Genomic DNA, 12,330 nt, shown 5'->3' with positions numbered 1-12,330 from the left:
GGTTCGGTCAACGGCCGTCATTGCTTGGCGAGTTGTTCCTCTTCCCACTTCAGCGCATTGCCCATGGCCTCGAGCTGACCGGCGACCGGGCCGACGATCTCGGCATATTGATCGTAGTCCCACTTCAGCGGCACGAAGCCGAGCGCCTTGATCTTGTCCTGCACCTCGGGCCGGGCGAGCGCCTTGGCCATGACATCGCGCAGCACATCGACGCGGTCTTGCGGGGTGTCCTTGGTGACCATCCACCAATCCCAGCCCATCGGGGCAAGGCCGGAAAGCCCGAGGTCGATGCCCAGATCGGTGATAGAGGCGGCGCCACCGAAGATTTCGGCCGATTCCGGCAGTTCGGAGAGCACGAGCAGGATGTTGTACTGGTCGCCCGCCTGCTGGAACTCGCCCACGTTGACGATGCCGAAGTCGAGCACCCCGTTCTTGAGGTCGGACATGCCCTCGGCATTGGCGGAATAGGGAATGTTCTGGGCCACGCAATCATAGCCCTGCAGCGCCTTTGCCGTGACCATGTGCGGCAGGTTGTTGCGCGACCCCGAGGTATAGCGCAGCTCGCCGGGATGTTCCTTGCAGTAGGCCATCATCTCTTCGAACGTCGCCCAGCGGTCCTCGCCCGCCCGCACCCCAAGTGCGAAGGCGTTCGAGAAGGCCGAGTGCAGCGGGATGAAATCCTCGTAGGTCCAGTCAGCCTTGCCGAGCACGGGTTGCAACACCAGCGGGGCAACGTAGCCGTCGATGATGGTATAGCCGTCAGCGGGCTTGTTCATCGCGGTCAGAAACGCCTTGGTCCCGGCAGCACCCGGTGTCGAGATCACCGGAACGGACACCCCGAGTTCGTCCGACATTGCCTTGGCGAGGATCTGGCTGACCGCCATGGCGTTCCCCGGTCCCCAGGGGTAGATCAGCTCGATGGTGCGCTGCGGAAAGTCCTGCGCAGCCGCCGCGCCTGTCGAAAGCGCGAGCGCCGTAATGGCGCTGTTCAGAATGGTCTTCATGGTTTCCTCCTCCAGTATTCCTATCAACCGTTGGCCTTGGTGCCTTGCGCCGCCAGACCGGGTTGGCTTAGCCCGTAGTGTCGATAAAGCTCGTCGGGCGCGTCGTGAGCCGCGAAATGTTCGAGGATCGCCGCCGTCAACCGGTCTACGGTGCGCGCGTCCTTGACCGGGCGCACCTGGCCCGGATCGGTAGCCAGGTCGTACAGCACGTTGCCCTTGGCCCAGTTCGCGCCGATGTCGATGCCCGAGGAGCCGTTGGCCCGGGGCATCGTGACCCGCATCAGCGGCGCCCCCTTGGTAAAGTCGAACCCCGCCGACATCTCCGCGCTCGCCAGTTCCGCGATCGAGAACATCTCTTCCAGATGGGACGGCATCAACGTGTAAAGCGGAAGCGACGACGGATCAGCGCTGCCCGGAAACAGGAAATAGGTAAAGCGCCCATCGGTCACGCAGACCGGCCCTGCGAACATGCCCAGGATGGCCGTCTCCCGCCCCGAGGTGCCGCCGTCCAGCAAGGGAAGGACCGAATGCGCCCGCACTTCGGGCGGAACGGGCACGTCGTGCAACCCGAGGATGGTCGGCATCAGGTCGGTGGTCTGGGTCAACGCGCCGACCCGTGCACCGCCGCGCGCCGCATGGTCAGGATGCGCGATCATCATCGGGATATGCGAGATTTCCTCGTAGTAGGGCATCCGGTTCTTGGCCCACCACTCGTGTTCGCCCAGCAGGAAGCCATGATCGGTGGTCAGGATCAGCGTCGTATCCTGCCAGGCGTCATTGGCATCCATCCAGTCCAGCAACCGGCCAAAATACTCATCGCACATCGCGACGAGTGCCGCGTAATTCGCCCGGATCTCGGCCACCTCCTCGGCGCTCTCGGTGCACCGTTCGTAAAGCGGCCAGTTGAGCACGGGGCCGTTGTAGCCGGTGGCGAACATCTCCTTGAAGCGGTCCGGCGCGTCGAAGGGCTCATGCGGGTCGAAGCACTCGAGCTGCAGGAACCAGTCGTCATTGGCCTTGTTGCGATCAAGAAAGTCGAACGCACGCGCAAAGCACCTGGCAGTCGGGAACTCGTCTTCCTCCCACGGCTCGATCCGGTTGATTGCATGGCGGCTGCGCTTCCAGACGTCTTGCTGCAGGTTCCAGCGGGTCGCGGTCTTGCCCTCTTCCATGCCGTCTGTCGGGTAGTGGCGAGAGTCGAACCTTTCACGGATGCGCTGCACCGGCGGCACGGTCATCACGGTTTTCGGATCGTATTCCTGGCCGCGGACGAAATCCCAACTGTCGAAGGCCTGTGCATAGCCCCAGCCACCGTTCTCGAAATAGTGCAGATGGTCGGAAATCAGGTGCGAATAGACCCCGGCCGTGCTGAGCAGGCGCGCATAGGAATTGTCGAAGGGCTCCAGCGGGCCCCAGGGGCGGTGGGTAAAGTTGAGGCGCCCGGTGTGCATGTCGCGCCGCGCGGGCATGCAGGGCAACGAGCCGACGTAATGCGTGTCGAATGTCACCGAGCGCGCCGCGAAACGGTCGAAGTTCGGGGTCGGAATTGCGCTTTTGCCATAGGCGCCCAAAGCCGTCCGGTTCAGCGAATCGAACAGAACGAAGATTGTGCGCATAAGATCCTCCCAGACGTGTTGCGCACAAACTGGCGCGATTGATCATTCCTGTAAAATCGATTTTAAGTGGTTGTGAGATAGAGAAAGGTAATGCCACGTGGATCGCAATCTCCGGGCCTTTTTGGCCATCGCCGCCGAGGGAAACCTGTCAAAGGCGGCCGACCGGATCGCGCTCGCACAGCCATCGCTGACCAAGCGGCTCTCGAACCTTGAAAGCGAGTTGGGCGCGCGCTTGTTCACACGACACCGGCGCGGAATGTCGCTGACGGCAGCGGGCGAAAAGTTTCTCGCCCGCGCCCGCCGGATCGACCAGGAATACCGCCAGGCCATGGAAGAGGTGCGCGCCATCGCCGGCGCCGGGCTCGACACGCTGCGCATCGGGGCCGCGCCATTCTTCAGCCTGCTCTACGTGGCGCCCCTGATGGCGCGGATGCATGCACATTTCCCTGCGCTCACTTACGACATGGTCTCCGATCTCAACGCCGTCACCCTGCCGATGTTGATGGACGGTGATCTGGACGTCGTGCTGGGCCCGATGGAAACAGTCGAGATGGACGACCTGATCGCGGTGATCCCGGTCTCTCACGTGGAGCTCGCGGTGTTCCTGCTGGCGACCGATCCGGTCTGCGCACGCGGTATGCTTCAGCCCAAAGACATGGCCCAGTTCAAATGGGTCGCGCACAGCGCAGCCACGACCAACGTGCCGATCCTGCGGCGCTACTACGCCACCCACCGCCTCGGCACGCCGCATATCGCGGCACGCTCCACCTCTTTCGCCACGGCGCTCGACGTCGTGCGCCACATGGGGCTGAAGATGCTGGCCCCGTTGCAAATCTCGGGCCTGGTCGAATCCAGCGGACTGCGCGTCTTGCGCACCGATCCTCCGATCGAACGCAATCGCACCGCGGCCTACATCCGCAAGAGCTCGCTGGATCTTCCCGCAGTCTCATGCTTGATCGATGAACTCCATAGTCTTGTCCGTGAGCGCGAGGGCTGACCGAAAGGCGCGCGGGCACAGGTTCCTGTGTGGTCAACGACGGCGGCTGAACCGAGGCGGCGGATGAGCGAGGTATTGCGCTGCGCCAGGTGGGCGAACCTTGCGGTCGAAGTCCAGGACATGGACATGGCAGCGCGCGCACTCTTGTCCCTGTCCACGCCGCGCTCCCGCGCTGACCTGCGCGCAGGCGAAGGGTGCGCGCCCAATTTCCGGGCTGCACTCACGCCGGCGATGCGGAAAGGGACCAGCCATCAGCATCGTCGCTGCCAAGAACGGAGAGAGTTCGTTATTCGTTGCAATCCCTCCGCCACTTGCCCTGACCGTGAGGCGGCTTTCCTGACCCGGCGGTTGGCCTGGCTTGACTGCCGTCACGCGCCAAGACGCTGGGCATCCCAGCATGACAGGCTACCCCGGCGCCGACGACGAAGAAGGTGCGGGGGCAAGGTGTCGTCCCCAGCCCCGCACCGAATTGGCGATCCAACAAAATGCATTGCCAAGATGTTGCGGGCAGCCGCCTGGTGGCAGCAGGCGGGGCCGCTGACCGAGCCGCCCCTAGGCCGTCAACCTGTCCGTCTGCAGTTGCCTCAGCGTATCGGTCAGCACCGTGAGGGACAGGGGCTTGTCGAGGAACAGGCAGCCGTCGGCGCGCAGGTCCGTGGCCTTTTCGCTGCTGCCCGAGGCGTAGATCACCACCACGCCGGTCCGGTTCAGATCCTCGCCAAGCGAGAGGCTGGTCTGGCCCCGGTCGACGTTGATGTCCAGCAGGGCAAAGTCGAAGGTCGTGGTCGCCGCCGCCTCGCGGGCCTGGTCCAGCCGGTGCGCCATGACGACGCTGTCAAAGCCCAGGGTCTCGAGGTGTTCGCTGGTGTCCAGTGCAATCAGGATTTCATCTTCGAGGTAGAGTATCTTGCAGTCTTCGAACATGGACTTCCTTGTTAGGCAGGCGACACGGAGGAGAAATCTACGTTGACAACCACGCGGAGCCCGCCTGGTTCCCAGGAATAGTCGACTTTTCCCGGCAAGTTCCCCTCGATCGTCGACTTGATCAGCTTGCTGCCAAATCCGCTGCGTTCCGGCGCCTCGACCCGGGGGCCGCCACTTTCGCGCCATTCGATGCGCAACCGGTCGCCCTCGGCATCGGTGATCCGGGACCAGGCAAGGTCGACGCGACCGTCCTCGACCGAGAAGGCGCCGTATTTCGCGGCATTGGTCGACAGCTCGTGCGAGGCCATGCTGATGGCCAGCGCCGCATCGGCCGTCACGCGGATCGGCGGGCCGGACAGGCCGACGCGGTCCGCGCCGTAGATCAGGGTGGTCTCTGCGGCCAGCAGGTCGTGCAGGTCGGCATAGGACCAGGATTCCGCGGTCAGCAGCGCATGCGTCTTGGCCAGCGCCTGGATGCGGTCACCCAGCACCCTGAACACCTCGGCATCCGTCGTGGCATCCCGCGCGGCACGGTTGACCAGCGCATTCACGTTGGCCAGCATGTTCTTCACGCGGTGCTCGAGCTCGCGCATGATCTCGCGCAGGTTGTCGGCCATCGTCACTTCGTCGGTGATCTCGCGCACCGTGACAGACACGCCGCGCAGCGCGTCCCCGCGGTAGAAGGGCAGCCAGTCGCTTTCCCAGATGTGGGTCACGTCCGGTTCGCTGCGATTGCTGCCGGTCACGCGCTGGCCATGGATCGGTTCGCGCGTCTCGAGCACCTGGCGCACCAGCGCCTCGGTCTGGTCGGCCACGTCCGGGATGATCTCGCGGACGGTCCGGCCGATGTGGTCTTCCAGCGGCGCGCCGTTGATCTCGGCCAGCTTCTGGTTGAGCCGCACGTAACGCATGTCGGGGTCGATCAGGCCCATGGCCAGCGGGCTGGTGCGGTAGACCCGCTCGACCTCGTCCTTTTGATGCTGCGCTTCGGCCTTGGCCTGTTCGGCGGTCTCGACGGCCGCGCGCAGGGTCGTCACGTCCTGCAGGGTGACAACGGCGCCGCGCCCCTGGTGACCGTCCGGCGAATAGGGCATGACCTGCACCACGAGATGGGTCTCGCCGTTCCGCGTCTCGAATTCCTCGGACAGTTCGACCTGCGTCTCGATCACCTGCGCGCAGAGCGCCAGCAGACGGTCCTGGTCGATCTCTGAGCTGAGGTCGGTCATCGGCCGGCCCAGGTCCGCCTCAGAGAAGGAAAAGAACAGCCGGGCCTCGGGGGTGAAGCGCTTGAGGCGCAGCTCGTCGTCCATGAACACGGTCGGCACCCGGGCGCTCGAGACGAAGTTGTTCAGGTCGATGTTGAGCTGGTTCAGCTCGCGCAGCTTTTCCTGCAGCTCGTCGTTGATCGTGGTCAGCTCTTCGTTCGCCGATTGCAGCTCCTCGTTCATCGACATCATCTCTTCGTTCGAGCTTTTCAGCTCCTCGTTCGATGTCTCGAGTTCCTCGACGGTGGTGCGGATTTCCTGCTTGGCGCTGTCAAGCTCTTCCTCGAGCTGGCGCAGGTACTGGCTGTCGCGGCCATCGCTTTCGGCGTCGATGCGGGGGCGGCCTTCGACGATCTGCAACTGGTCGCGGATCACGAACAGCTGGCTGCCGTCCTCCATGCGGCGGCTGGCGATCACCAGCCGCTCGGTCCGACCGGCGATCTCGCCCTGGAACTCCAGCTCGCTGGTCGATCCGGACTTGGCATCGATGCGGGCGGCGCGGCGGAACACCGACTCGAGCTCGGGCCGCACGAGGCTGAAGAGGTTGGTGGTCAGCTTGCCGCCGCGCACCGCCAGGAACCGGCTGGCCGAGGCCGAGGTATAAATGACCTCTCCGCCCGGGCTCACGTGGAAATAGGCGGGGGCGAATTCGTTCAGCACCGTGCGCTCGACGTTGCTGAGCGCATCCGCCTCGCGCTGCTCGGCCCGCGAGGTCGAGGGCCGGCCGCCGACGTGGTTCGACATCAGGCCCAGGTTCAGCGGCTTGGCCCCGCCGGGCCTGCGGCGGAAGATGCGTGCGCGGGACTGGCTTTCCGCAAAGAGATCCGCGACCGTCTTGGGGTTCTCGCTTGGGCCGAGGAACAGGTAGCCGCGTTCCTCGAGCGCGTAGTGGAAGACCCGCAACGACAGCTCTTGCAGGTTGTCGCGAAGGTAGATCATCACGTTGCGGCAGGACACCATGTCGAGCTTGGAGAATGGCGGGTCCTTGATGAAGCTGTGCCGCGAAAAGCGGACCATCTCGCGCAGGCGCGGGCCGACCTCGTAGCCATCGCTGGTGGCGCGGAAATAGCGCTCGCGCAGGGGCTCGGGCACCGCGTCGACCAGGGTGTCGGAATAGCGCCCGGCCCGCGCGATGGCGAGCGCCTGCTCGTCGATGTCGGTGCCGAAGATGACGACGTTCACCAGCTTGCCCACGCGGCTGATCTCTTCGGCCAGCAGCATGGCGATGGAATAGGCCTCTTCGCCGGTCGAGCAGCCGGCCACCCAGACGCGGATGTCGCCGGCTTCCTCGGCGGTCTCGACAAGATCGGGTACCACCTGCTGCCTGAGGGTGTCGAAATGCTCGGGGTCGCGGAAAAAGCTGGTGACGTTGATCAGCAGGTCGCGAAACAGCAGCTCTGCCTCGCCCTTGGACTCCACGATGTGGCGCATGTAATCCTGCGGCGAGGCGAGGTCGAGCACGGACATGCGCACCGCCACCCGGCGCAGCATGGTCGCTTCCTTGTAGTCGGAAAAGTCGTGGCCGGTGCGGTAGCGGACGTGGCGCAGGATGCGGGCCAGGAATTCCTGGTCGGTCGACAGCTCGCCCACCACGTCGCCGCGCAGGCTGAAATAGTCCTGCACCACCTCGATGATGTCCTCGGCCCGGGCGGTGACATCGGCGCCGCTCAGGTCCAGCACGCTTTGCGGCATGCCGTCGTACTTGGCCTGCGCGGGGTCCTGCACCAGCACCAGCCCGCCCTGGCCCTTGATCTCGCGCGCGCCGTTGGCGCCATCGCTGCCGGTGCCCGACAGGACCACGGCGCAGACATGATCACCGTGTTCGTGGGCCAGCGAATGAAAGAAGCGGTCGATCGGGCGGCGCAGGCCGCGCGGCTTGGCGAACTCGACCAGCTCGAAGGTCAGGCCCTTGATCTGCATCTCGTAGCCCGGCGGCATCAGGTAGATCGTCCCCGGTTCCGCCGTCATTCCGTTGGCGACGCTGCGCACCTTGGACCCGGTCCGGGCCGCGATCAGCTCGGGCATCAGGCTTTCGTGGTCCGGGTCCAGGTGCTGGATCAGGACGATGATCAGATCGTGTTCATCCGGCAGACCCTTGACGAGTTGCTGGAACGCTTCGAGGCCGCCGGCAGAGGCGCCGACCGCGACGAAGATCGGAGTTTGGGGCATGGTTTTTTCGGGCACGTTCAGTATTTGATTGGCAGGAACCAAGGGAAAAGGCGCATTGGAGATTAACAATAAAATGGCACCGGCAACACCGAATTTCGGCACGCTAGAAGACGCGCTCAATCGCGTGCCCTATGCCCTGACACTGTCAGATCTGTCAGCCCAGGACCAGCCGCTGATCTTCATGAACGACGCCTTCCGGAAGATGACCGGATGCGACGACAGCCACCTCGGTCAGAACTGCCGGTTCCTGCAGGCCGACCTCGAGAACGACGCGGCGCGGGCCGAGGTGCGCGCGGCCCTGACCGAGGCGCGCCGCACGCAGGTCGTCCTGAAGAACCGGCGCATGTCGGGCGAAATGTTTCACAACCTTCTGCTGCTCGAACCGATCGGCCCGGCAGCGGGGGGGCGGGTCCTGGCGCTCGGGGCGCAGTTCGAGCTCACGGCGGAAGAGCTGGCGGACGTCGGAACCGACACGGCGATCAAGCTGCCCGCCGTGCTCGAGGCAGCGGTGCAGGCTTCTCTGACGCTCAAGCTGCGGCGGCGGCGGATCGCCGCCGACTCGGCTGTTCAGCTCCTCAAGTCCTGGATGATCCTGAACGAACTCAGCGGCGCGACCTAGCCCAGCGGTGCGTCTGCCGGCGGTCCTGACTGATTCGCCCGGCGGCCCGGAGCGTACCGATTCGCAGGTCGGGGCGACTCGCCTGCTGGCCCCGGCCGCCCGGATCTGCCGGGGCTCGGCCGTGCGACCGGGCCCGGCACCGCGAACCGCCCGCGCAGGGACGTAATGGTCGATGGCGCGGTCTCGTTCGGTACCAAGGGCGGCTGCGAGGGCCATGGGAAGCGAGATCCTGCGCGACACGGCCGGGAAGGACGGCGGCGCGGCCGAGGGGACGCTCAGGATCGTCGTCGCGGGCCAGAACGACGCGGCCGTGGCGCCGGTCTTTGCGCTTGAGACCGGCGTGGCAGGTCCGTTCCCGATGCTTGCCCCCGAACTCACGGCGAGCCCGAGCTGTAGGACAGCGACGGGGACAGGGATCTCGGTGTGGTCGGGGAAGGGCCCGGTACCCTTTGCCCGATCGGGAATGTCGGCGATGCCGGCACCTCGGGCTAAGTCGGGGACACCGGCACCGACACTCTGTGCAGTCCCGGGGCGTGGGCCAGGGTGCCGCGCCTCGAGGTGGTCGGAATCGCAAACGATCGCGATAACGCGGTCATCGTCTGCAGTACGCTTGGCTTCGGCTTCCTGCCGTTCGATGCGGGCTTTCGGATCGCACGGGCGGTGGCGCCTAGGGAAGAGATGCCGGTCCAGGGCCGCGGCCCTGCCTCGCTTGCCCAGCCAAGACCTTTCGCGGCTGCGGCCCGCGTGCGGAAATCGAACTGCCTTGATTGGAAGATGCTTCAGCAGCCCGTCGCCCGCAGCGGTCGGGCGCGGCACGACCAAGGCGTCCGAGCGCGGGTGCAGCAGCTTGAGCGCTCCCCGCGTCAGTGCCACATCTCGGCGCGGCACCCGTCCACGGGGCTGCCGTCCAGCGCGGCCGAGCAGATGTGGTTCCAGGAGGTCAGCCGGCGCTGCGGGACCTCCAGTCGTGATGTGAAACGCGAGACCGTCGGCGCGATGTTTCAGTCCCTTCCAACCCTGGTGCGGACGCTCGTCCAAAATGGCATGAGTGTCGCGTCAGGCGACCAGCGGACTCGTTGGGCCGCCACGCACCCGCGACCCTGGCCAAGCCGCCTCCTGCGACCGCGCGCGCCGACCCCAGAGGGGCACACCACCGAAGACGGGCAAAAAAATCTTCGACGACCGGGATGAAACTGCCCTTTGCCATCGTATGCTCGGCGAAACCTCAGGGAAGATGTGCATGACGGACCCCCTCAAGATCGCCTCGGCGACGCTGCTGACCCCGGGAGAGCCGGCCCCGACCTTCATCCAGCGCAGCGTGTCCAACCCGCGCTATGCCTTCGACAGTGCGGCGGGGCGCTACCTTGTGCTGTGTTTCTACGGCAGCGCGGCCGATGCCCATGCCCAGGCGGCGGTGCAGGCGGCCCATGATCGGCCCGACATCTTCAACGACGACAGGGCGTGTTTCTTCGGCGTCAGCGTCGACCCGGATGACGAGGCCACGGGGCGGGTGCGCAACCGCATCCCCGGCTACCGCCATTTCTGGGACTTCGACCTGAAGGCCTCGCGCCTCTACGGCGTCGCACGGCCCGAAGCCGAGGCAGGGCCCGGGCCCATCTCGTTGGTGCGGCAATGGGTGGTGATCGACCCCACCATGCGCGTGATCGCCACCGTGCCGTTCCGCAAGGACCGCCAAGACATCGCCGAGGTGATGCGCGTGCTCGATGACCAGCCGCCGCCGGGCCGGTTTGCCGGGGTCGAGCTGATGGCGCCGGTCCTGTACCTGCCACGGGTGCTCGAGCCCGAGCTCTGCCGCCACCTGATCTCGCTCTACGAGGCTCAGGGCGGCGAGGAAAGCGGCTTCATGCGCGAGGTCGACGGCAAGACCGTGGGTATCACAGACCCGGGCTTCAAGCGGCGCAAGGATTACGAGATCGCCGACCGCGCCCTGATCGGCGCGTTGCAGGCCCGGTTCCGCCGCCGCGTCGTGCCCGAGATCAAGAAGGTGCACGAGTTCGACGTGACGCGGATGGAGCGCTACATCGTGTCGTGCTACGCGTCCGAGGACGGCGGGCATTTCTCGGCCCATCGCGACAACACGACCAAGGGCACGGCGCATCGCCGCTTTGCCGTGTCGGTCAACCTCAACGACGATTTCGAGGGCGGAGAGGTCAGTTTCCCCGAGTACGGCAAGCGCGGCTTCAAGGCGCCGGCGGGCGGGGCGGTGGTGTTCTCCTGCTCGCTGCTGCACAAGGTCAGCAAGGTGACCGAGGGGCGGAGGTTCGCCTTCCTGCCGTTCCTTTACGACGACGCGGCTGCCCGCCTGCGCGAGGAAAACGCGCGCTTTGTCGGCGAGGCCGGATCGGATTACCGCGCGGGTTTGCAGGGGCGGCAGGAGGCCTCCGCATGAGCTGCCGGCGTAGGGACAGATCCGCCTGATGGCCCGGGACGATCTTGATATCGTCGGGCAATTGCCAGCGCTGCGCCGCTACGCGCGGGTGCTGACGCGCGACCCCGAGGCGGCGGATGACCTGGTCCAGGCGACCTTTGTCCGCGCGCAGGAACGGCGGGCGGGTTTTCGCGAAGGGGCCGATGTGCGGGTCTGGCTGATGGCGATCCTGCATAACCTCTTCATCGACCTCCGACGCAGCGCGCAAGCGCGCGAGGCGCGCGACCGGGCCTGGGCGGACAGCCGGCCCGGCCACGTGCAGTCGTCGGGCGAGATGGCGGCGCGGCTGGCACAGCTGCGCAGCGCCTTCCTGTCGCTCAGCGCCGACCAGCGCGAGGCGCTGCACCTCGTCGCGGTCGAGGGCATGGGCGCGGCCGAGGCGGCGCAGGTGCTGGGCGTGCCGGTCGGCACGGTGATGTCACGGGTCGGCCGGGCGCGGGCCGCCCTGCGCGCCTTCGAGGATGGCGCGCCGGTCGCGTCGCCCCTCAGGATCGTGGGAGGACGCGATGAGCGATAGGCGCGTGACCGATGTCGATGTCGAGGCCGACCTGCTGGCCCTGTTCGAGGGGCGGCTGGAGCCGGGCCGCGCCTTTGCCGTGACCGATTACCTGGCAAAGCGGCCGGACGAGACCGCCGACCTGCTGGCCGATGCGCGCAACGCCGCCGGGCTGCGCATGGCGCTGGGCGCGCCCCCGGGCGCTGCCCCCGCGCAGCTCGAGGCCGAGGCGCGGCGCCTGCAGGACCGCCTGCGCGGCCGGCGCCTGCTGCGCCGCATGGCGCCGGTCGCCGCGGCGGTGGTGCTGTTCGCGGCGGGCTGGGGCGGCAACATGGCCTGGCAGGGCCGGGGCCCGGCCCAGCCGCAGCCGCTGGTCGAGGCGGCGCTGGACGCGCAGGCCGCGCTCGAGATCCGGCACTGGATGGTCTCGCAGCCCGAAAGTGCAGAACTGAACGTGCAGGAGATCGTCGCGGCGCTGGGCGTCGACCTGCCGCCGCTGCCCGTGGACTGGATCGTGCGCGACGTGCAGATCGTCGCCACCCCGGACCGGCCTGCCGTGGCCATCGCGGTCGATACGCCCGACCTTGGCCCGCTGCTGCTGATGGCCGTGGCGCGCAGCCCCGAGGATGCGGACGACCCGATGACCGCCTTCCAGTACCGCGGCCGCACGGTGGCGCTGTTCGAGCAGGGCCGCTCGTCCTTTGTCCTGGTCGACGAATTCGGGCATCCCGACCAATTGGCGATGGGCGCGGGCCGGCTGCTGGCCTCGCTCAATCGTCCGCAGGGCTGAT

The 12,330-nt window shown here is 66.5% G+C and carries 9 protein-coding genes; 5 read left to right on the top strand and 4 right to left on the bottom strand.

From position 1 onward, the window contains the following. Positions 1-17: 17 nt before the first annotated feature. Both MF270_RS26665 and MF270_RS26660 read right to left on the bottom strand, forming a co-directional pair. Positions 18-1,004 (bottom strand): Bug family tripartite tricarboxylate transporter substrate binding protein, encoded by a 987-nt coding sequence (locus MF270_RS26665; protein WP_238368667.1) that lies wholly within the window; start codon positions 1,002-1,004, stop codon positions 18-20. A gap of 23 nt (positions 1,005-1,027) precedes the next feature. Then, complete coding sequence (locus MF270_RS26660; protein ID WP_238368666.1) at positions 1,028-2,620, bottom strand: sulfatase; 1,593 nt, start codon at positions 2,618-2,620, stop codon at positions 1,028-1,030. A 97-nt stretch (positions 2,621-2,717) separates the two neighbouring features. Between MF270_RS26660 and MF270_RS26655 the strand changes: the two genes are divergently transcribed. Beyond that, positions 2,718-3,617, top strand: coding sequence for a LysR family transcriptional regulator (locus MF270_RS26655; RefSeq protein WP_238368665.1), 900 nt, complete (start codon positions 2,718-2,720; stop codon positions 3,615-3,617). A 552-nt stretch (positions 3,618-4,169) separates the two neighbouring features. Here MF270_RS26655 and MF270_RS26650 read toward each other — a convergent pair. Beyond that, positions 4,170-4,541 carry a response regulator gene (locus tag MF270_RS26650; protein ID WP_238368664.1) on the bottom strand — a complete coding sequence of 124 codons (372 nt, stop codon included), beginning with the start codon at positions 4,539-4,541 and terminating at the stop codon, positions 4,170-4,172. Positions 4,542-4,552: 11 nt separating this feature from the next. Next, positions 4,553-7,975, bottom strand: coding sequence for a CheR family methyltransferase (locus MF270_RS26645; RefSeq protein ID WP_238368663.1), 3,423 nt, complete (start codon positions 7,973-7,975; stop codon positions 4,553-4,555). A gap of 73 nt (positions 7,976-8,048) precedes the next feature. Between MF270_RS26645 and MF270_RS26640 the strand changes: the two genes are divergently transcribed. From MF270_RS26640 to MF270_RS26625, 4 genes are all read left to right on the top strand, one after another. Further along, positions 8,049-8,594: a PAS domain-containing protein gene (locus MF270_RS26640; RefSeq protein WP_238368662.1), complete on the top strand. Its 546-nt coding sequence runs from the start codon at positions 8,049-8,051 to the stop codon at positions 8,592-8,594. Between the two features lie 1,240 nt (positions 8,595-9,834). After that, positions 9,835-11,004 (top strand): 2OG-Fe(II) oxygenase, encoded by a 1,170-nt coding sequence (locus MF270_RS26635; RefSeq protein ID WP_238368661.1) that lies wholly within the window; start codon positions 9,835-9,837, stop codon positions 11,002-11,004. A 28-nt stretch (positions 11,005-11,032) separates the two neighbouring features. Further along, the gene (locus MF270_RS26630) at positions 11,033-11,560 is read left to right on the top strand and encodes a sigma-70 family RNA polymerase sigma factor (protein WP_238368660.1); all 528 of its coding nucleotides are present in this window, start codon (positions 11,033-11,035) and stop codon (positions 11,558-11,560) included. Beyond that, on the top strand, positions 11,550-12,329 hold the full coding sequence (locus MF270_RS26625; protein WP_238368659.1) for a hypothetical protein: 780 nt from the start codon (positions 11,550-11,552) through the stop codon (positions 12,327-12,329). Before MF270_RS26630 ends, MF270_RS26625 begins: the two co-directional genes overlap by 11 nt. Position 12,330 lies beyond the last annotated feature (1 nt).

Origin of the sequence: Mesobacterium pallidum, from assembly GCF_019966535.1 — a bacterium.
Classification (GTDB): Bacteria; Pseudomonadota; Alphaproteobacteria; order Rhodobacterales; family Rhodobacteraceae; genus Mesobacterium; species Mesobacterium pallidum.
The sequence above is the reverse complement of the archived record's forward strand: the minus strand, read 5'-3'. Positions and strand labels throughout refer to the sequence as shown.

What these genes read in the sequence shown, in the direction of transcription:
- MF270_RS26625 (WP_238368659.1), top strand. Translation starts at nt 11,550, where the DNA reads ATGAGCGATAGGCGCGTGACCGATGTCGATGTCGAGGCCGACCTGCTG.
- MF270_RS26645 (WP_238368663.1), bottom strand. Translation starts at nt 7,975, where the DNA reads ATGCCCCAAACTCCGATCTTCGTCGCGGTCGGCGCCTCTGCCGGCGGC.
- MF270_RS26665 (WP_238368667.1), bottom strand. Translation starts at nt 1,004, where the DNA reads ATGAAGACCATTCTGAACAGCGCCATTACGGCGCTCGCGCTTTCGACA.
- MF270_RS26650 (WP_238368664.1), bottom strand. Translation starts at nt 4,541, where the DNA reads ATGTTCGAAGACTGCAAGATACTCTACCTCGAAGATGAAATCCTGATT.
- MF270_RS26640 (WP_238368662.1), top strand. Translation starts at nt 8,049, where the DNA reads ATGGCACCGGCAACACCGAATTTCGGCACGCTAGAAGACGCGCTCAAT.
- MF270_RS26630 (WP_238368660.1), top strand. Translation starts at nt 11,033, where the DNA reads ATGGCCCGGGACGATCTTGATATCGTCGGGCAATTGCCAGCGCTGCGC.
- MF270_RS26660 (WP_238368666.1), bottom strand. Translation starts at nt 2,620, where the DNA reads ATGCGCACAATCTTCGTTCTGTTCGATTCGCTGAACCGGACGGCTTTG.
- MF270_RS26635 (WP_238368661.1), top strand. Translation starts at nt 9,835, where the DNA reads ATGACGGACCCCCTCAAGATCGCCTCGGCGACGCTGCTGACCCCGGGA.